The 18,095-nt window shown below is 40.3% G+C and carries 22 protein-coding genes; 21 read left to right on the top strand and 1 reads right to left on the bottom strand.

Going from position 1 to position 18,095, the window contains the following annotated elements:
- The first annotated feature begins 4 nt into the window (after nucleotides 1–4).
- The 17 genes from HMPREF9075_RS09660 (at nucleotide 5) to HMPREF9075_RS09580 (ending at nucleotide 13,839) form a co-directional block, all read left to right on the top strand.
- Entirely contained in the window at nucleotides 5–829 is an 825-nt protein-coding gene (locus HMPREF9075_RS09660; protein WP_009416383.1) for a helix-hairpin-helix domain-containing protein, read from the top strand.
- 251 nt (nucleotides 830–1,080) lie between these two features.
- Nucleotides 1,081–2,223 (top strand): acyl-CoA dehydrogenase family protein, encoded by a 1,143-nt coding sequence (locus tag HMPREF9075_RS09655; RefSeq protein ID WP_009416381.1) that lies wholly within the window; start codon nucleotides 1,081–1,083, stop codon nucleotides 2,221–2,223.
- Nucleotides 2,224–2,244: 21 nt separating this feature from the next.
- Complete coding sequence (locus HMPREF9075_RS09650) at nucleotides 2,245–2,697, top strand: Rrf2 family transcriptional regulator (protein ID WP_009416380.1); 453 nt, start codon at nucleotides 2,245–2,247, stop codon at nucleotides 2,695–2,697.
- Nucleotides 2,698–2,750: 53 nt separating this feature from the next.
- Nucleotides 2,751–3,014: a SemiSWEET family transporter gene (locus HMPREF9075_RS09645; RefSeq protein ID WP_009416379.1), complete on the top strand. Its 264-nt coding sequence runs from the start codon at nucleotides 2,751–2,753 to the stop codon at nucleotides 3,012–3,014.
- Between the two features lie 214 nt (nucleotides 3,015–3,228).
- Nucleotides 3,229–4,059, top strand: a complete 831-nt coding sequence (gene trpC, locus HMPREF9075_RS09640; RefSeq protein WP_009416378.1) for an indole-3-glycerol phosphate synthase TrpC — start codon at nucleotides 3,229–3,231, stop codon at nucleotides 4,057–4,059.
- Between the two features lie 22 nt (nucleotides 4,060–4,081).
- Nucleotides 4,082–5,353 (top strand): serine--tRNA ligase, encoded by a 1,272-nt coding sequence (serS, locus tag HMPREF9075_RS09635; RefSeq protein ID WP_009416377.1) that lies wholly within the window; start codon nucleotides 4,082–4,084, stop codon nucleotides 5,351–5,353.
- A gap of 43 nt (nucleotides 5,354–5,396) precedes the next feature.
- A complete protein-coding gene (locus HMPREF9075_RS09630) occupies nucleotides 5,397–5,702 on the top strand; it encodes a hypothetical protein (protein ID WP_009416376.1) in 306 nt (101 codons plus the stop codon).
- Entirely contained in the window at nucleotides 5,693–6,604 is a 912-nt protein-coding gene (locus tag HMPREF9075_RS09625) for a ribonuclease Z (RefSeq protein WP_009416375.1), read from the top strand. Before HMPREF9075_RS09630 ends, HMPREF9075_RS09625 begins: the two co-directional genes overlap by 10 nt.
- Nucleotides 6,605–6,637: 33 nt before the next feature.
- Nucleotides 6,638–7,219, top strand: coding sequence for a LemA family protein (locus tag HMPREF9075_RS09620; protein ID WP_009416374.1), 582 nt, complete (start codon nucleotides 6,638–6,640; stop codon nucleotides 7,217–7,219).
- Nucleotides 7,220–7,244: 25 nt separating this feature from the next.
- Nucleotides 7,245–8,351, top strand: coding sequence for a TPM domain-containing protein (locus HMPREF9075_RS13575; protein ID WP_009416373.1), 1,107 nt, complete (start codon nucleotides 7,245–7,247; stop codon nucleotides 8,349–8,351).
- Between the two features lie 113 nt (nucleotides 8,352–8,464).
- Nucleotides 8,465–9,460, top strand: coding sequence for a DUF4837 family protein (locus HMPREF9075_RS09610; RefSeq protein WP_034557468.1), 996 nt, complete (start codon nucleotides 8,465–8,467; stop codon nucleotides 9,458–9,460).
- A 2-nt stretch (nucleotides 9,461–9,462) separates the two neighbouring features.
- On the top strand, nucleotides 9,463–9,666 hold the full coding sequence (tatA, locus tag HMPREF9075_RS09605) for a twin-arginine translocase TatA/TatE family subunit (protein WP_009416371.1): 204 nt from the start codon (nucleotides 9,463–9,465) through the stop codon (nucleotides 9,664–9,666).
- 5 nt (nucleotides 9,667–9,671) lie between these two features.
- On the top strand, nucleotides 9,672–9,989 hold the full coding sequence (locus tag HMPREF9075_RS09600; RefSeq protein WP_009416370.1) for a YbjQ family protein: 318 nt from the start codon (nucleotides 9,672–9,674) through the stop codon (nucleotides 9,987–9,989).
- Nucleotides 9,990–11,048 (top strand): A/G-specific adenine glycosylase, encoded by a 1,059-nt coding sequence (gene mutY / locus HMPREF9075_RS09595; protein ID WP_009416369.1) that lies wholly within the window; start codon nucleotides 9,990–9,992, stop codon nucleotides 11,046–11,048. It abuts the gene before it with no gap.
- 128 nt (nucleotides 11,049–11,176) lie between these two features.
- On the top strand, nucleotides 11,177–11,587 hold the full coding sequence (locus HMPREF9075_RS09590) for a single-stranded DNA-binding protein (protein WP_009416368.1): 411 nt from the start codon (nucleotides 11,177–11,179) through the stop codon (nucleotides 11,585–11,587).
- Between the two features lie 51 nt (nucleotides 11,588–11,638).
- Nucleotides 11,639–12,922: a gliding motility-associated protein GldE gene (gene gldE / locus HMPREF9075_RS09585; protein ID WP_009416367.1), complete on the top strand. Its 1,284-nt coding sequence runs from the start codon at nucleotides 11,639–11,641 to the stop codon at nucleotides 12,920–12,922.
- A gap of 2 nt (nucleotides 12,923–12,924) precedes the next feature.
- Nucleotides 12,925–13,839 (top strand): glutaminase, encoded by a 915-nt coding sequence (locus HMPREF9075_RS09580; protein ID WP_009416366.1) that lies wholly within the window; start codon nucleotides 12,925–12,927, stop codon nucleotides 13,837–13,839.
- On the opposite strand, the gene HMPREF9075_RS09575 is transcribed toward HMPREF9075_RS09580, so the two are convergent.
- Nucleotides 13,840–14,172: a MerR family transcriptional regulator gene (locus HMPREF9075_RS09575; protein ID WP_009416365.1), complete on the bottom strand. Its 333-nt coding sequence runs from the start codon at nucleotides 14,170–14,172 to the stop codon at nucleotides 13,840–13,842.
- A 91-nt stretch (nucleotides 14,173–14,263) separates the two neighbouring features.
- Here HMPREF9075_RS09575 and HMPREF9075_RS09570 point away from each other — a divergent pair, with 91 nt between their 5' ends.
- The 4 genes from HMPREF9075_RS09570 (at nucleotide 14,264) to HMPREF9075_RS13265 (ending at nucleotide 18,071) form a co-directional block, all read left to right on the top strand.
- Nucleotides 14,264–16,516, top strand: a complete 2,253-nt coding sequence (locus tag HMPREF9075_RS09570; RefSeq protein ID WP_009416364.1) for a hypothetical protein — start codon at nucleotides 14,264–14,266, stop codon at nucleotides 16,514–16,516.
- A 22-nt stretch (nucleotides 16,517–16,538) separates the two neighbouring features.
- Nucleotides 16,539–17,360, top strand: a complete 822-nt coding sequence (locus HMPREF9075_RS09565) for a mechanosensitive ion channel family protein (protein WP_009416363.1) — start codon at nucleotides 16,539–16,541, stop codon at nucleotides 17,358–17,360.
- Between the two features lie 2 nt (nucleotides 17,361–17,362).
- Entirely contained in the window at nucleotides 17,363–17,686 is a 324-nt protein-coding gene (locus HMPREF9075_RS09560) for a hypothetical protein (RefSeq protein ID WP_009416362.1), read from the top strand.
- A 226-nt stretch (nucleotides 17,687–17,912) separates the two neighbouring features.
- Entirely contained in the window at nucleotides 17,913–18,071 is a 159-nt protein-coding gene (locus tag HMPREF9075_RS13265) for a hypothetical protein (protein ID WP_009416360.1), read from the top strand.
- Nucleotides 18,072–18,095 lie beyond the last annotated feature (24 nt).

Genomic DNA, 18,095 nt, shown 5'->3' with positions numbered 1-18,095 from the left:
AATAATGCCCCTATCACCCAAACAATTGCGCGGTATATGGATAGTATGCGTGCTGATAACAGCAGCCGAAGTACTACTCTATTACTACAACCAGCAAAAAAGAGACTTCAACAACCACATAGTAACAAGTTTGGACAGCGAAATAGACTCCCTGCGCTCGCTTGCCTCTCACCACAAGCACGATACTATTTACCCCTTCAACCCCAACTTCCTTACCGATTACAAAGCCTTCAGAATAGGACTTACACCCGCACAGTACGACCGCTTGCAAGCCTTTAGGGCGCAAGACAAATACCTCAATTCGGCTAAAGAATTTCAGCAAATTACCAAAGTAAGTGATAGCGTATTGGCAAGGATAAGTCCGGCGTTTAAATTTCCCAGCTGGGCAGCACAAGCGAAAAAGACATATGAGCAACCAAAGTTGCCCCCTAAAGAAGACATCAATACAGCTACTGCCGAAACTTTGATGAAAATCTACGGCATAGGCGAAGCATTTGCCAAACGCATACTCCAATACCGCGAAAAATTAGGTGGTTTTACCTATATAGAGCAAGTAGCAGAGGTATATCATTTAGAAAAAGAAGTTTATGAGCGCGTAGCCCAGCGTTTTGAAGTAAAAACAGCCCCTGTAATAGAAAAAAAAGACATCAACCAGCTCAATATGTACCAATTATCTAAGATACCCTACATCAATTACGGCGAAGGAAAAAAGATAGTAGCCCTCCGATCTTCTTTAGGAAAAATACAAAAAATAGAAGATTTACTACAAATAGAAGGCTTCAGCCCCCAGCGCATACAACGTCTACAACTGTATTTGTACGCCGACTAATGACTAACTACTAATTTTTGCAGTTTCAAAAATATTTTGTATTTTTGCCTCGTGATTTTAAGCATAGCTTCAGCGAAGGATAAGCGAAGGATGAGCGAAGGAAAGTCGGCGAGCTGGCACAGCCGAGTATGTGACGAAAGATAAAAGCCTGTGCGGCTCGCACCGAAGGATAAAAGCCTGTGCGGCTCGCACCGAAGGATGAGCCCCCTGCCCCCTCTAATAAATTAGATTGTAAAAAAAGAATATAATAAATGAATTTTAGTTATTCGGAAACACAACAGATGGTAGCACAAGCAGCAAAAGAATTTGCTGAAAAGTACGTACGCCCACACGTGATGGAATGGGACGAAACACAAGAGTTCCCTGTAGAAGTATTTAAAAAAGCAGGAAGCTTAGGATTTATGGGTATCTTAGTACCCGAAATATATGGCGGCTCAGGATTAGACTACCACTGTTACATTGCAATTATTGACGAAATTTCAAAGGTAGACCCCTCTATAGGGCTTTCTATAGCAGCTCATAACTCACTATGCACTAACCATATACTAAGTTTTGGCAACGAAGAACAAAAACAACGCTGGTTACCCAAGCTCGCTTCAGGCGAATGGATAGGCGCTTGGGGGATTACAGAACACAATACAGGCTCGGACTCTGGCGGTATGGCAACTACTGCGGTGAAAGACGGCGATCACTGGGTACTGAACGGAGCTAAAAACTTTATTACACACGGCAAAAGCGGACAATTAGCCGTAGTTATAGCACGTACAGGCGAAAAAGGCGACAAACACGGCATCACTGCCTTTGCTGTAGAACGCGGAACAGCAGGCTTTAGTGCAGGCAAAAAAGAAAACAAGCTTGGGATGCGCGCCAGCGAAACTGCCGAAATGATATTTGATAACTGCCGCATACCCGATGCCAACCGCTTAGGCGAAGTAGGTGACGGTTTTATTCAAGCAATGAAAATATTAGACGGCGGGCGCATTTCAATAGGAGCACTTAGTTTGGGTATCGCTAAAGGTGCTTACGAGGCTTCCCTTAAATACGCCAAAGAACGAATGCAGTTTGGCAAACGCCTGATAGACCTTCAAGCTATAGGGTTTAAACTTGCTGATATGGCTACTGAAATAGAAGCCTCTGAGCTCTTGCTACACAAATCGGCATACCAAAAAAACAATCACCAGCGCGTAACCCTATCGGGGGCAATGGCAAAAATGTACGCCTCTGAAGTATGCGTACGCGTAGCTACCGAAGCTGTACAAATACACGGAGGTTACGGATATACTAAAGACTTTCCTGTAGAAAAATTCTTTAGAGATTCCAAGCTATGTACCATAGGCGAAGGAACTACCGAAATACAAAAATTAGTAATTAGCAGGCAGATAGACAAACAATAACAATAATAAAAAAGAATAATTATGCTGTCCAACTCAAGCAAGTACGCCATTAATGCAGTAATTTATTTAGCAGTACACTCATCTGTTACACGTAAAATAGGCGTAAAAGATGTAGCCGAAGCGCTCCATATACCCTCACCCTTCTTGGCAAAAATATTACAAACACTTGCGAGAAAAAACGTAATCAGCTCTAATAAAGGACCAGGAGGAGGATTTTGGCTATCCGACCAAGAAAAAGAAGCCCCTTTGATGAGCGTAGTGGAACAAATAGGCGAAGCTGATAAGTTTATTCGCTGCGTGATGAGCCTAAAACAATGCTCAGACGACAAGCCCTGCCCTATGCACGCGAGCGTAAAACCCTTTAGAGATGCCTTTAGGCAAGAACTTTCTGATAATTCTATCGCTTCCTTTGCCCAAAAAGTCATCAACCAAGAAGTTTTCCTTCTCCCCATAGAAGACGATTATACTGATTAGCCTAAAGCCTTTAGGTGAACAGAAAAAAAAGAAAATTTTAAAAATAATTCAATATGGAAAACAACAAGTTTTTTACAGTGCTCAGCTATGCAGCCGCTATTATGGCAGTAGGAATGTATGTATCATACATACCCCAAATTGCTGATAACCTTGCAGGACACAAAGGCAACCCCATACAGCCTTTGGTAGCTGCTATCAACTGCACCCTATGGGTTGCTTACGGCTTGCTGAAAAAGCCAAAACGTGATATGCCTATAATATTTGCTAATGCACCAGGTATCATTTTTGGACTTATAGCATTCCTAACAGCGTTATAGAGCTTTGGAAGAGGCTGCCCGAAAAAGTTTTGTTTTACGAGAGCAAAAAGAAATTTGCTCTTATAAGTAAAGGTGATTGATTATATAAACTTAGACAAACACTTAAAGTTTGTAAAAGTGTGTGACGCAAAGAGGAAGGTGCTGTAAATAACTTTTAAAGACTTTGGACAGCCTCTTGGTTTATCCGGAAAACATCTAACAACTAAACAAAAAAATGACTATTTTAGAACGTATTATTACCGACAAAGAGCGGGAGGTAGCTTACAAAAAAAGCCTCATACCCACAGCCCAATTACAACAAAGCGTACTCTTTGAGCGCGAAGGTAACTCGCTTGCCCAAAACCTGAAGAACAACGCCAGCGGTATCATTGCCGAACACAAACGCCGTTCCCCTTCCAAAGAAGTGATAAACCAATCGCTCAATTGCTTTGAGGTGGTGCAGGCTTATGAAAAAGCAGGAGTAGCTGCCATTTCGGTACTCACCGATGGTAAATACTTTGGAGGCTCATTGGACGACCTATTGGTAGCACGTGCCAACACCACCCTGCCTATACTGCGCAAAGATTTTGTAATTGATACCTACCAAATAACCGAAGCCAAAGCCTATGGTGCCGATGCTGTATTGCTCATAGCCGCAGTGCTTACCCCAGAGCAAGTGAAAAACTTTGCCGCTTATGCTCACTCTATAGGGCTTGAAACACTCTTAGAAGTACATAATGCCGAAGAAGTAGCCTCACACCTCACCAGCGAAGTAACCATAGTGGGTGTAAACAACCGAAACCTAAAAACCTTTGAGGTAAGTACCGATGTGAGCAAAGAACTTTCTATGAAAATACCTTCGCAATACGTAAAAGTATCTGAAAGTGGTATTTCCGACCCTAAAGTTGTTAAAGAACTCAAAGGATACGGCTATCAGGGATTCTTGATAGGCGAAAACTTTATGAAAAGTGATGATATTCTCACTGCCACCACCGAATTTGTAACTGCAATTACCCAAAAATATAAAAAACCATCGAGCATATTGCGCTGGAACAAAAAGAAATAACAACAATCTATACCTAAAAACTATGTTGCAACTAAACACTATTAGAGAAGAAAAAGACCGCGTAATAAGCGGACTTAAAAAGCGTAATTTTAAAGAATTAGCACTTGTAGACGAAATTATCACCCTTGATGAAAAACGCCGAAGCACACAGCTGGCACTGGACGAAACACTTGCAAAATCTAATACCCTATCTAAAGAAGTAGGGAACCTTTTTAAAGCAGGCGAAACCGACAAAGCCAATGCCTTAAAAGCAGAATCGGCGACTTTGAAAGACGATATTAAAACACTTACCGACAAGCTAAACGATACAGTAGCTGCACTAAACGACCTCTTGTACCGAATTCCTAATATCCCCTGCGATTTGGTTCCCGAAGGAACTTCTGAAGCGGATAACGTAGTAGTTTACGAAGCAGGTACTATTCCTAATTTACCTGCCGATGCACTACCTCATTGGGAATTGGCTAAAAAATACGACATTATAGATTTTGAATTGGGCGTAAAACTCACAGGGGCAGGTTTTCCTGTTTATAAAGGCAAAGGAGCTAAATTGCAACGTGCCCTTATTACCTACTTTTTAGATAAAAACACCGAAGCAGGCTATAATGAATACCAAGTACCCCACGTGGTAAATGAAGCTTCAGGCTATGGCACGGGGCAACTTCCTGATAAAGAGGGACAAATGTACCACGTAGGCTTAGACGACCTCTACCTAATTCCTACTGCGGAAGTGCCTGTAACCAATATCTTCCGTGATACGCTCCTCAATGAAAACGACTTGCCTATTCTTTGTACTGCCTATACTCCTTGTTTCAGACGTGAAGCGGGTAGCTATGGAGCGCACGTGCGCGGGCTAAACCGCTTGCATCAGTTTGATAAAGTAGAAATTGTACGCATAGAGCACCCCGATAACTCTTATAAAGCCCTCGATGCTATGGTAGAACACGTGAAAGGTATTCTAAATGAACTACAATTGCCTTATCACATCTTGCGACTTTGTGGTGGCGACTTAGGATTTACTTCGGCTATTACTTACGATTTTGAGGTGTATTCTACCGCACAACAAAAATGGTTAGAAATTAGCTCGGTGTCTAACTTTGAGACCTTCCAAGCCAATCGCTTAAAATTGCGATTTAAAGATGGGCAAGGCAAAAATCGCTTAGTACACACCCTCAACGGAAGTTCGCTTGCCTTACCACGTGTGTTGGCAGGTATTTTAGAAAACTACCAAACCCCCGAAGGAATTGTAGTTCCCGAAGTATTAAGGAAATACACGGGCTTTGACCTTATCAATTAATAAAGAGGGTGCTGATAATCTCACGAACTGACGACTAAAGAATATGACCCAAATAACCTTAAAAAAAGAAGATTTATCTGGCTTAGCGCAAGGGGTACAAGCTGGAGACTTTGGTGCTCAGCACCTTATCCTATCTCTATCCCCCGATGAAAATTGGAATATAAAGGACTTAAAGCCGCTACTGGCTATCGCAAAACTACAAAATGAACAACACCGAAAATCGGTAGTGGTAGTGAGTGCAGCACTTGCTTCGGCTGAGGCAGATAGTACCCTAAATATAGTCCCCACTGTGCAAGAAGCCCTTGACCTTATAGAATTAGAAGAAATAGAACGTGAGTTATGGAGCTAACCATTTTGGGTTGCCATAGTGCTACCCCTCGTAACAATGCACGACCTACAGCCCAACTCTTAGAAATGAGAGGGCACCTTTTCCTGATAGATTGCGGTGAGGCTACCCAAATAGCCTTGCGCAATGCCAATGCCAAGTTCTCACGCATTAAGCATATCTTTATCTCACACTTGCACGGAGACCACTTCTTTGGACTCTTTGGGCTTATCTCTACTTTTCAGCTTTTGGGCAGAGAAGCCGAAATGCATATTTACGGGCCTAAGGGCATCAAAGAAGCTGTATTGTTGGTGCTGAAATTGGGTGGGGCTTATACACCTTTTCCCTTGTACTTTCACGAATTATCGGGAGACACATCAGAAGTGCTGTACGAAGATGATAAAGTGCTGGTACGTACTATCCCGCTACGCCACAGAGTGTATACCAACGGCTTTTTCTTTCAGGAAAAAGAAGGCGAACGCCGACTGGATATGACAGCGATAAGCAACTATCCTTCTATTGAAAAATGTGATTATCAGAACATAAAAAGCGGAAAGGACGTTGTACTGGAAAACGGAACGATAATACCTAACGAAGAACTGACATTTGCCCCTCACAAGCCGCAGAGTTATGCTTTTTGTAGTGATACCTTGTATTTTGAGGCTTTGGCGGAAGAGATTAAAGGAGCAAGAGTGGTATATCACGAGGCTACATTTTTGAAAAACAACGAAGAATTGGCAGCCAAAACGATGCACTCGACAGCCTACCAAGCGGGGCTAACTGCCAAAAACGCTAATGCTGAGGTGCTAATACTGGGGCACTATTCGTCTCGGTATAACGATATAAAACTTTTTAAGGAGGAGGCGAGTGAGGTATTTGCTAATGTGTATTTAGCCGAAGACGGCAAGAAATTTGTATATCAATAAATAGAAAAAAACAAAAAAATAATTAATTGAACTATGAAGAGTAAAAAGTGGATTTACATAGGGATAGCTGTAGTATTAGCTTGGTTTGTTATTAGTTCCTATAACAGCCTGATAACCCAAAAACAAGAAGTAAAAGTGAAATGGGCGCAAATAGAAGTGCAATTACAACGCCGTACTGACCTTATTCTCAGCTTAGTGAAGACCGTAAAAGGTTTTGCTAAACACGAAAGGGAAACTCTTGAAAGGGTGATGCAAGCACGTGCAAGGGCTACCCAAATAACTATAGACCCTTCTAAATTGGACGAGGCTACGATGGCAAAACTATCGCAAGCACAGGGTGAACTTTCACAAGCCTTAGGGCGCTTGATGGTTGTGAGTGAAAACTACCCCGAACTGAAAGCTAATCAGAATTTTATGATGTTGCAGACAGAGATTGCGGGCTGTGAAAACCGCATAGCGGTAGAGCGCAAGCGTTATAATGATGCTGCTAAAGTATACAATACATCGTTGCTTAGCTTTCCTAAAAACCTTGTAGCGAGTTTTTTAGGTTTTACAGAAGTGGCTTATTACCAAGCTGAAGCAGGCTCTAACAAAGCCCCAGACTTTGAATTTTAGTGCATTACAATAAGATTTTACGACAATGAAAAGGTTTGTTATCGCTCTCCTTATAGCAACCTTGTTTCCCTTGTGCGCTATAGGGCAAACCTCTACTGAGGCTGAAGAACAACCCTCAAAAGGCTATACCATAGAGCAAGTACCCAATGTACAATTAGAAAATGCTGCCCATTATGTAACTGACCCACAGGGGATTTTGAGTACGCAACAACGCGATTCGCTTAACACTATCAGCAGGCAATTGCGCGACAGCACTACTACCCAAATGGCAATAGTTATTCTCCCAGCTATAGACCGCGAGAAGTATGCAGATGCTCGTGAGTTTGCCTTTGAGCTCTTCAATTATTGGAAGTTGGGCGAAAAAAAAGTAGATAACGGGCTGTTAATTTTATTGCTCACCAACCCCGATGAGCGTGAAATCACTTTTGAAGTGGGGTACGGGCTGGAAGAGTACCTGCCCGATGGACTTTGCAAATACATACAAACTGAACTGATGATTCCTAAAATGAAAGGTGGCGATTACGGTGGAGGACTTATTGCTGGAGCTACTGAAGTAGATAAAATCATCAAGAAAAAGTCGGATTTTGCTAATCGGTATTACGAAGGAGAGAAAAACAAAGAAAGTAATGCTGTAAAAGGGATTTTAGTTTTTGTCGGAATATTAAGTAGTTTGGGTTACCTCTTTGGGCTGCGCCCTTTGCAAAGAATAAGCAAAAACCCTCACTTTTCGGGCTACAAAAAGTATGCACTGATGAAAGAAGATAGAAACTCTTTTGGCTGTCTTGTATTTTTGTCATTAACTTTGTTGCTGCCTATTGCTATTCTTTACGGCATAGTGGTAGATAGAATGAAACGCCGCCAGCTAAAAGCGATAGTATGTGAAGGTTGTGGAGCTACCAATACGCAAGAGGTGAGAAAAACAGAAACGAGAGAAAGTGCGTATCGCTACATTATCAACTATTTATTTACTTGTAAAAAGTGTGGTAGGGTACATAAAGAAACAATATATAAAAATATACAGCCGCGCAATATTGGTGCCTCAGGAGGTTTTTTTGGCGGAATGAGTGGCGGTTCGGGCGGCTCATTTGGCGGTGGAAGTTCAGGTGGCGGTGGCGCTTCAACCAAATTTTAATGCGTTATGCTCTTTTAAAGACTTTTGGGGCAGTCGTATGAAAAAAATATTTTACGGAAAAAGTAATTTTGGAACGATTTTGGCAGGTGTTTTTTACGGAAAAAGATATTTTTATGAAACAATTGTTATTGAGTTTGATAACAGCTTTATTATTTGTAGGTTGCACCGATAAGGGTAGCAATAGCGAGAAGTATTTGCCAGCATCAGTAGGGAAGATAAACACAGTTTCGGTAGTGATAGATGATGAGCTGTGGAAAGGTGCTGTAGGCGATACTATAAGGCGTTATTTTGCAACTGCTATAGATGGGTTACCCAATGAAGAGCCGCTTTTTACGCTTCGCCAGATGCCACCACAAGTATTTCAAGGCAATACTCGTAATAGCCGTAATATACTTATAGTGCAACGCGGCGATAAACCAAAGGTAACTATAGAAGAAGATGTGTATGCCCGTCCGCAAGTTATCGCTACTGTACAGACGAATAAAATACGCGAAATTTGTTGTAAAATAGAAGAATACAACCAGCAGCTCATAGAAGCGTTTAGAGAAAATGAGCTGAAGGAAACGCTACACCGCTTTGAGAACTCATTGAATACTGAAACAGCTACTGTAGAAACCTTAGGGGTAAAGCTAAAAATGCCTTCGCTGTATAAATCGCATAAATATGGAACTAATTTCTTTTGGATAGAACGCGACATTAAAGGAGGCAAAGCAAGTGTTATTCTTTACGAAATGCCTTTGGGGAGTATTCCCAACGAAGGGGTGGCAAGAGCACAGGCTATCGTAAAGATGCGCGATTCTATAGGAAAACTCTATATACCAGGTCCTGAAAAAGGAATGTATATGGTTACCGAAAGTTATCTTGCTCCCAGCATTAAGCTTTTCACTTTCAAAGATAGAAAAACAATAGAAAGCAAGGGCTTATGGGAAGTGAAAAACTTTGCGTTGGGCGGTCCTTATATCAATTATATTATTGAAGATCAGGAGAACAACCGCTTGCTTGTGGTAGAGGGCTTTATGTATGCCCCACAGATGCCTAAACGCGATGTAATGTTTGAGCTTGAGGCAATTATAAAAAGCATAGAATTTAAAAATAACAATAAACAATAACTATGAATTTGAGTATATTTTTAGGAATGGTAGGACCTTGGCAAGTAATTATAATAGTAGCACTTATATTACTGCTATTTGGAGGTAAAAAAATTCCCGAACTGATGCGTGGTCTTGGTACAGGTATCAAAGAATTTAAAGATGCTACCAAAGGTACCGATGACGCTCAAGAAAATAAAAAAACAGAAGAAACTACTAAAAATTAATAACGATGATTCTTACAACAACACCTACAATTGAAGGACGACCTGTAAAACAATATTTGGGTATCGTAACAGGTGAAACTATTATAGGGGCTAATGCTATAAAAGACTTTATGGCATCGCTTACCGATTTTTTTGGGGGTAGATCTACTACCTACGAGCAAGTGCTTATAGAAGGTAAAGAAACTGCTCTCAGAGAAATACAAGATCGTGCTACACAATTAGGCGCTAATGCTATTGTGGGTATTGACCTTGATTATGAAACTGTAGGTGCCAATGGGGGAATGCTAATGGTTACTGCCAGCGGTACAGCCGTATTGGTGTAGATGCCTACGAATAAACACACTCATAAGCATTTGTGGTTTAGCGACAGGCTCATAGCGTGGTTTGCTACAGCACAACGCACACTACCTTGGCGGGGAACGACTAACCCTTACAAGGTGTGGCTATCGGAGATTATATTACAGCAAACGCGCGTAGTGCAAGGATTGCCTTACTACGAGCGTTTTCTTGCTACATTCCCTACCGTGCAGCACTTAGCCAAAGCTGATGAAGCGCAGGTGCTGAAGCTATGGCAGGGCTTGGGCTACTACTCACGAGCTAAAAACTTGCACCACACAGCCCAATATATAACCTTTGAACTGAAGGGCGCGTTTCCTACTAATTATGAGGGGCTGGTGAAACTAAAAGGTATTGGTGATTATACGGCAAGTGCTATCGCTTCGTTTTGCTATAATGAGCCTTGTGCGGTAGTAGATGGGAATGTATACCGCGTGTTATCACGTGTTTTTGGTATAGAAACGGCTATTAATAGTACCCAAGGAGCTAAAGAATTTAAAGAGCTGGCGGTACTATTACTCGATAAGCAGCGAGCAGGCTTGCACAACCAAGCCCTAATGGAGTTTGGAGCATTGCAATGTGTGCCACAATCACCCGATTGTAATGGCTGTGTGCTGCGTGATAAGTGCTGGGCTTTTCAGCATAAAAAAGTAGAAGTATTGCCTGTAAAGGAGAAAAAGCTGACGATAAAAAAACGCTATTTCAACTACATAGTTTGGCTTTCGGCAGATAAAAAAACACAATTGCAACGGCGCGAAGCGAAGGATATATGGCAGGGATTGTACGAGTTTCCGCTAATAGAAACTACTGAAGTGGCTACAGCTACAACTATTAAACAACAGCTTGCCCTCACGGACGAAAAAGCATTGAGCTTGTACAACGAACAGCCTATAGTGCACAAGCTGACGCATCAGCATATTTATACCCACTTTTGGATTGTAGAAACGGAGACGCTCAGCGATGCTATAACAGTGGAGGAACTGCACGAGTATCCGGTATCGGCACTTACTGCTAACTTTATTGCGAGCTTTTGGAAAAAGAGATAAAAATATTTTGTGTGTTTTTTTGGTAGTTATAAAAAATATTGTAATTTTGTGGTTACAAATAGACCTTAGTCATTAATGATTGGAGGTTAGACCTTGAGAAAAGAAAGATTTTAAGAAATTAAGTATATATGAATGGGACTTTGAATAAGGTAATACTCATTGGGAGAATGGGTGAGAAGGTAAAGTTAACTTATTTTAATGAAGGAAGTTGTATAGGTCAGTTCCCTTTGGCTACAGATGATGAATATCTGAACCGCGCGACCAATGAACGTATTGTAACTGCTGAATGGCATAATATAGTGGTGCGCAACAAATTAGCTGAAATAGTAGAGCGTTATACTCATAAAGGAGATTTGATATACGTAGAAGGGAAAATAAGAACACGCAAATGGCAAGCCGAAGATGGTACTATGCGTTACCTGACGGAAATACAAGCCAGTGAGGTGAATTTTTTACCAAACAGGCGTGAGGGAAGGAGTTCATATCAGGCGGAAATAGAAAAAGACGATCCAGATGTGAGTACTACTCCCTTATTTTAATAATAAAACCTTAATATTTTGGAAATAGAACCTCTGACGATACAGCTGTTGATGCCTTTACTGACGATAGATACAGGTTTAGTAATTCAATTTGCTGTATTTTTTGTATTATTACTATGCTCGGCACTCATTTCGGGCTCTGAAGTGGCGTTGTTTTCACTTTCGCCTACAGAGCTTGAAACCCTAAAAGAAGAGAAAACTACGCAAGCCGATTTGATAATCACGCTAGTAGAAAATCCGAAGAAACTATTGGCTACTGTGCTAATAGCTAATAATTTGGTAAATATATCTATTGTATTAATCTCGGCAGACTTATGTGAATTTCTTTTTGGTGGTATAGAAAACCCTATTCTTAAAGATGTAATGAATATAGGGGTGGTTACCTTTGTGCTCTTACTATGTGGTGAAATCTTGCCTAAGATATATGCTAATAGAAATAACTTGGCTTTTTCACGGAAAGTTATTTACTTTATATATACTTTTGATAAGTTCTTTACGCCTATAAGTCTGCCGATGAAGGCTTTTACGGTATGGGTACAGAAGTTTTTGGGCAAGGGAAAAAGTAATATATCGGTGGGGCAGCTTTCACAGGCGTTGGAGCTGGCATCGGTGGATGATACTACTAATGAAGAAAAGAAGATATTGGAGAGCATTGTGTCTTTTGGCAATACCGAGACGCACGAAGTAATGGTGCCGCGTGTGGATATATTTGCTCTTTCGGATACGCTTTCTTTTAGGGCGCTGCTTAGTGAGGTGTTGCGCATTGGGTATTCGCGAATACCTGTATATCACGAGAATTTGGACAATATTACGGGGGTTATTTACATCAAAGACTTGTTGCCACACTTAGATAAAGACGATTTTGAATGGACACAGGTGATGCGCAAGGCTTTCTTTGTGCCTGAAAATAAAAAACTGAATGATTTGTTACAGGAGTTTCAGGAGAAGAAGATACACCTTGCAGTAGTGGTAGATGAGTATGGCGGCACGTGTGGTATTATAACGCTGGAGGATATTATAGAGGAAATTGTGGGGAGCATCAACGATGAGTTTGACGATGATGATGTTACATATACGAGAATAAACGATCATACCTTTATATTTGAGGGTAAAACGGTGATGAAGGATTTCTATCGGATTATGCAGATAGACGATACTGAAGAGGTATTTTTTGACGAAAAACGGGGTGTAGCAGAGACTCTTGCGGGCTTCTTGTTGGAACTATCGGGGAATTTCCCGCAAAAGGGCAAACCCATACAATTTGGGAAATATAAATTTATAGTAGAAGCTTTTGACAAGAAGCGAATAAAGGAGATAAAAGTAGTGGTACTTTAAATATGAAATATTCAAAAATTATAGAAGATATTTACAAACAGGTGCTTTTGGAAGATAATTTGGGTACGGCACCCACATATATTCCAGAGTTGGCACAAGTAGACCCCAATAAATTTGGGGTATATTTATATAGTTTGAACAAGCAGTCGTATGGGGTGGGTGATTGTGAGGAGCGTTTTTCATCACAGAGTATTGCAAAAGTACTATCGCTGTGCTTGGCATATAGTATTATAGGTGATAAACTTTGGAAGCGTGTGGATGTAGAGCCATCGGGTACTTCGTTTAACTCATTGGTGCAGCTGGAGGCAGATAATGGTATACCGCGTAATCCGCTCATCAATGCGGGGGCTATAGTGGTGTGTGATATATTGCTCTCTATACTGGAAGATGCGGAGGCTGATTTTTTGAATTTTGTACGTGATTTAGCCAACGATGATAGCATTAATTACTCTGTATTGGTAGCCGAGTCGGAAAAATCAGTAGGGTATCGCAATTTTGCACTTTGTTATTACATAAAGTCATTGGGGAATATAGAAAATGAGCCTATAGAGGTATTGAATTTTTACTTTAAAATGTGCTCGCTGGAATTGAGTTGTAAGTCATTGGCGTATATATTTTCATTTCTTGCCAATGATGGTATTCGTATGCACGACAGGGTGCAAATACTTACCGAAACTTGTACTAAGCGTGTGAATGCCCTGATGCAGACTTGCGGTTTTTATGACGAATCGGGGGAATTTGCTTTTAAGGTGGGACTCCCTGGCAAGAGTGGTGTAGGAGGGGGTATCGTAGCATTGTTGCCCAACCATTACAGCATAGCTGTATGGTCGCCAAAACTGAATGAAAAGGGGAATTCTTACAGAGGAATGAAGTTTTTAGAAGAGTTTACAGCACAGACACATAGTTCGATATTTTGATTACTCTAAGGCGTTTTTGATAGCGATGAGAGTTTGTTTTATGTGTTGTAGTTTGCTGATAAGGTCGTAGTTGGAAAGCGTTTTTTGGTTTTCTTCTTTCAATCGTTGTCGGGCACCTTCTAACGTAAAACCTTTTTCTTTTACGAGATGATAAATAAGCTGTAGTTTTTTTACGTCTTCGGGGGTAAATTTGCGAGATCCTGTAGTGCTCTTGCGCGGACTTATAATGGCAAATTCTTTTTCCCAAAAGCGTATGAGCGATGTGTTTACGCCAAAGGCTTTCGCAACTTCGCCTATGCTGTAATAGAGTTTATCGGGCAGATTGATTTCCATAGGATAATTAGTAATTTGTATTTCAGGCAAAAATAGTAAATTGGCAGGAGATACACAAGTTTTTTTTGAATAACTATAAAAATCTATAATTATGAGTAGAGTGTATTTTATATTACTGGCTTTGTTGCCCGTGCTATCATTTGGGCAAGCCGAAAAGCCTTCAGGGCTATACCAATCGGATAAGGCGAAAGAGCAGTTTCAGTTTCGTTTTAATGATGATAATACGGTAGATATTATCACCGCTAATGGTGTGTATTCAGTAAGCAACGAAGTGGTTACCATTGATCTTAAAACCCCCGATAGCTTTACTCTTACTAAAGAGAACGGCAATAGTGCGGCACTGCAGATTAGTTTTGAGCCTTCAGATGACTTCTTTGGTTTGGCTACACGTTATATATACATTGGTTATGAGGACGATAAAGGTGAAGTGCAATACGTTAGCCTTTATAACAAAGCACAAGGAGAGGGCAATGAAAATGACGATAAGGTAACAATAGAGGTGCCTCGTACTGAGCATTTGTACTTAGCAAATGCTTATGCTACAGCTTACAAAGGCAAAAATGCTGAAGTGAAAATAGAAAAATATGCTATTGGTAAGAATACCAATGCGCTAAAAATACAATTTAATGCACGTGGTGCTGTTTCACGCTCACTAAAGTTGGTTCGCGACTCTCAAAACCCAGAACATTATGTGCTAAACGAACCTGAAATTTATGAAACCCCTGTAGTATTTACAAAGGTTACTAATGAGCCCTTGCTATCTTTGCGACCTGAAAGTACTGAGGCTGTGAAAAAATGGAAACACCTCATCGCTTTTGAAGAAGAAAGTAATATCCCTGAATATAATCCTGAAAAATCTAAAAACGCTATTGCTCCTGTAAAAGAACATAAATCGCTTAACGAGGCTTTGGCGGCAGCTGCTAAAAACAAACGTTTGCTATTTGTATTTTTGCAGCCTAACAACAATACAGCTAAAGAAGAATTTAACAGCTTGCTAAATAGCTATAGTAGTGGTAGTAGTGATGACGACGAGTATGCATACAGCAATAAGTTTAGATACGAACTCTATTTGGCAACTGCTAAAGAAGCTAAAACGCTTACAAAAAAAGGAATAGGCAGTGGTAACCAAGTGGTACTGCTAAACGCTGCTGGAGATGTAATTTACCACCAAGAAGGTACTATTGCACAACAAGAAGCCGAAGACCTATTGGAAAATGGCAGGTATGAAAACATCTTTCAAACCCTTGCTATAGCTTATGAACTTGATAAGGTACTGGGTAACCCTAAAAGTACTGCTAAAGAAGTAGAAAATACTTTTAGCAACCTCCTTAACAATGATTCTTCACAAATATTTTTATTGGCAGAAAATCGTCCTAAAGAACAAGACGCTGATGACCAAAAGACTTACGAAGAAAATACTAAAAGCTATTTGGAAAAACTGAAGAACCCTAAAGGATTCCGCAAGCTACAACTCACCCCTGCAATGCTTGAAAACCAATGGAAACGCGTAGTGGATAGTCACCTAAAAGACAAGAACTTAGATGCTAAATACGCTCAACTATTGGTGCTGGCAGGCGTAACTGAATACTACGAAAAAGTATTTGCCCAAACTCCTACTCCTACAGCTACTTATATGGATGTAGTAGATTATCTGTTGCGCTTTAAAGACGAAATTGCTGCTCATAACAAAAAAGTATTGGGCAAAGACCCTGATGCTACTGATGAAGATTATATACCTTATAGTGAACGCATAGAAAAAGGAGCTATAGAGGTGAGCTACAAGCAACAATGCAATGGCTTAGAAAACTTGGCAGAAAAGAATAAAGACCTATTACCACGTATTAAAAGTATCTATGAAAAAGGATTGCAATTGGGGGTATATGAGCCTAATGACTATTTAGATTTCTTGTACGAAAACGATGCTGAAGGTGCTGGTGTGTATTTTGCTGAATATTTCAACAATATCACTCAAAAAGACAGTAACTTAATTGCTGCCTTGGACAAAGCTTATACCGAATCTAAAGATGCCTACAGCTGGCGAACTTTCAAAATGTACTTTGCCAACCGCGCTAATAATATCGCTTGGAAAGTGTATCAATACGACCATACCGATAAGGATAAGCTAAAAGCACCTTACCAATGGGCAAAAGCCGCAGTGCAATTAGAGCCCGAAAATCCTTTCTATATAGATACTTTGGCACATTTGGTGTATGTGCTTGAGAGTAAAGAAAAAGGGATTGAACTTGAAGAAAAAGCGGTGCAGCTGATGGATAAATACGAAGATGGTAGTGAAGCTGAACGTGCTGAAATTAAAAAGAACTACGAAGCTATGAAAGCTCGCTAATGATAAATAATTACTTTTTACAATGAAAGAATTTTCAACAGCAGATTTTGAAGCTCTTATTAAAGAGTGGATTACGAGCCTTATAAAATTTGCCCCAGCACTTATTGGGGCTATTGCCCTATACTTTGCAGGAAAGTATTTGATAAACTTCATTGTGAAGATGGTAAGCAAACTGATGAACAAACGTGAGGTGGAACCTACCCTGCAAACTTTCTTATTGCAGGTGATACGCTGGGTGCTACACATTGCTTTGTTCCTTACAATTGTACAGGTTATAGGCTTACCCGCTACACAGTTTATCGCTATTATCACCTCAGGATTTGTAGCCGTAGGTCTCGCCTTGCAAGGTTCGCTATCCAACTTTGCCAGTGGGATAATGATTCTTATATTCAAACCCTTCAGAGTGGGTGATATTATTGAGGGCAAAGGACAAAAAGGCACCGTTAAAAACATTGGTTTATTTGCTACCACTCTCAACAAGCCTAATAACGAACAGGTAATTATTCCTAACACACAGCTATTTAGCGATAGCATTATCAACTATAGCAGGGAAGAGAAACGCCGCGTGTTTATACTCGTGGGTATAGGCTATGGTGATAATATACAGAAGGCGCGCGAAGTGCTCTTGCAAATTGCTAAAGACCAGCCCCTTGCCCTTTCTACTCCTGAACCTGAAGTAATGGTGGAAGAACTTGCGGAAAGCTCAGTAAATTTGTCGTTGCGCTATTGGTGTATGTCTGCAGATTATGCCGTTTGTTATTTCAACAGCTTGGAAGAAGTGAAGAACCGATTTGATGCTGCTAATATCAATATACCTTATCCGCAAGTACAAATTAATCAATAGTTATGAGCTATTCTAAGGATTATAAAACCAATGAGCGCATAGATGAAGCCAAAAACAAGAATACGAACTCTCCTAAAGAAACACAATCAATAGGTTTTTTGTATAGGCATCGCGGGTTGTTTTGGTTGGGAGGTGCCATAATCATTTCGAGTGTGATAATAATGATTTTTGGTATGACAGCAGTGGTATATCCACAGATGTTAGAATCCCCATCGATGTTGTTTTTTATTCTCTTTGTGCTGACGTTTTATATCACCACTTTTGGGAGTGTTGCTTTTATAATCCTCTGTATTATCTATTATTTAAAAGACAAGAATAATGATTAATACCACATCCCCCAAAAAAATATGAATTGGGAAAATATTAAAAAGCAATGTACCTCTTTGGGTACATTGCTTTTTTTGTGATATCGCCAATTCCACCCACAAGTGCAATTCTCCTGTAAAAATAAACATTTAAAACGATACAAAACAGCTTATTTGTACAAAAATGTAAAAATAAACCTTTGTTATCAAGTTTATTTTTACTATCTTTACCTAAAAAATATTTATAATGAAACACTTGGTACTTATTCCAACTGAAAAAATAATAGCGCGCTTGCAGTATGAAAACCCTTGGTGGGTAAATAATAAAATACCTTCGGCTATTTATGCCTATAATGTAGGAGCCAATATGGTAAATCTTATTCCCCTACACTTCACCGAAGGTTGAGCGAAGGTTGAGCGAAGGATAAGC

It is taken from the genome of Capnocytophaga sp. oral taxon 332 str. F0381 (genome assembly GCF_000318275.2).
Lineage (GTDB): Bacteria > Bacteroidota > Bacteroidia > Flavobacteriales > Flavobacteriaceae > Capnocytophaga > Capnocytophaga bilenii.
The sequence above is the reverse complement of the archived record's forward strand: the minus strand, read 5'-3'. Positions and strand labels throughout refer to the sequence as shown.

What these genes read in the sequence shown, in the direction of transcription:
- HMPREF9075_RS09610 (WP_034557468.1), top strand. Translation starts at nt 8,465, where the DNA reads ATGAAACAATTGTTATTGAGTTTGATAACAGCTTTATTATTTGTAGGT.
- HMPREF9075_RS09580 (WP_009416366.1), top strand. Translation starts at nt 12,925, where the DNA reads ATGAAATATTCAAAAATTATAGAAGATATTTACAAACAGGTGCTTTTG.
- HMPREF9075_RS09645 (WP_009416379.1), top strand. Translation starts at nt 2,751, where the DNA reads ATGGAAAACAACAAGTTTTTTACAGTGCTCAGCTATGCAGCCGCTATT.
- HMPREF9075_RS13575 (WP_009416373.1), top strand. Translation starts at nt 7,245, where the DNA reads ATGAAAAGGTTTGTTATCGCTCTCCTTATAGCAACCTTGTTTCCCTTG.
- HMPREF9075_RS09590 (WP_009416368.1), top strand. Translation starts at nt 11,177, where the DNA reads ATGAATGGGACTTTGAATAAGGTAATACTCATTGGGAGAATGGGTGAG.
- HMPREF9075_RS09620 (WP_009416374.1), top strand. Translation starts at nt 6,638, where the DNA reads ATGAAGAGTAAAAAGTGGATTTACATAGGGATAGCTGTAGTATTAGCT.
- HMPREF9075_RS09600 (WP_009416370.1), top strand. Translation starts at nt 9,672, where the DNA reads ATGATTCTTACAACAACACCTACAATTGAAGGACGACCTGTAAAACAA.
- mutY (WP_009416369.1), top strand. Translation starts at nt 9,990, where the DNA reads ATGCCTACGAATAAACACACTCATAAGCATTTGTGGTTTAGCGACAGG.
- HMPREF9075_RS09570 (WP_009416364.1), top strand. Translation starts at nt 14,264, where the DNA reads ATGAGTAGAGTGTATTTTATATTACTGGCTTTGTTGCCCGTGCTATCA.
- HMPREF9075_RS09660 (WP_009416383.1), top strand. Translation starts at nt 5, where the DNA reads ATGCCCCTATCACCCAAACAATTGCGCGGTATATGGATAGTATGCGTG.
- HMPREF9075_RS09560 (WP_009416362.1), top strand. Translation starts at nt 17,363, where the DNA reads ATGAGCTATTCTAAGGATTATAAAACCAATGAGCGCATAGATGAAGCC.
- HMPREF9075_RS09575 (WP_009416365.1), bottom strand. Translation starts at nt 14,172, where the DNA reads ATGGAAATCAATCTGCCCGATAAACTCTATTACAGCATAGGCGAAGTT.
- gldE (WP_009416367.1), top strand. Translation starts at nt 11,639, where the DNA reads ATGCCTTTACTGACGATAGATACAGGTTTAGTAATTCAATTTGCTGTA.
- HMPREF9075_RS09630 (WP_009416376.1), top strand. Translation starts at nt 5,397, where the DNA reads ATGACCCAAATAACCTTAAAAAAAGAAGATTTATCTGGCTTAGCGCAA.
- trpC (WP_009416378.1), top strand. Translation starts at nt 3,229, where the DNA reads ATGACTATTTTAGAACGTATTATTACCGACAAAGAGCGGGAGGTAGCT.
- tatA (WP_009416371.1), top strand. Translation starts at nt 9,463, where the DNA reads ATGAATTTGAGTATATTTTTAGGAATGGTAGGACCTTGGCAAGTAATT.
- HMPREF9075_RS09650 (WP_009416380.1), top strand. Translation starts at nt 2,245, where the DNA reads ATGCTGTCCAACTCAAGCAAGTACGCCATTAATGCAGTAATTTATTTA.
- HMPREF9075_RS09655 (WP_009416381.1), top strand. Translation starts at nt 1,081, where the DNA reads ATGAATTTTAGTTATTCGGAAACACAACAGATGGTAGCACAAGCAGCA.
- HMPREF9075_RS13265 (WP_009416360.1), top strand. Translation starts at nt 17,913, where the DNA reads ATGAAACACTTGGTACTTATTCCAACTGAAAAAATAATAGCGCGCTTG.
- HMPREF9075_RS09565 (WP_009416363.1), top strand. Translation starts at nt 16,539, where the DNA reads ATGAAAGAATTTTCAACAGCAGATTTTGAAGCTCTTATTAAAGAGTGG.
- serS (WP_009416377.1), top strand. Translation starts at nt 4,082, where the DNA reads ATGTTGCAACTAAACACTATTAGAGAAGAAAAAGACCGCGTAATAAGC.
- HMPREF9075_RS09625 (WP_009416375.1), top strand. Translation starts at nt 5,693, where the DNA reads ATGGAGCTAACCATTTTGGGTTGCCATAGTGCTACCCCTCGTAACAAT.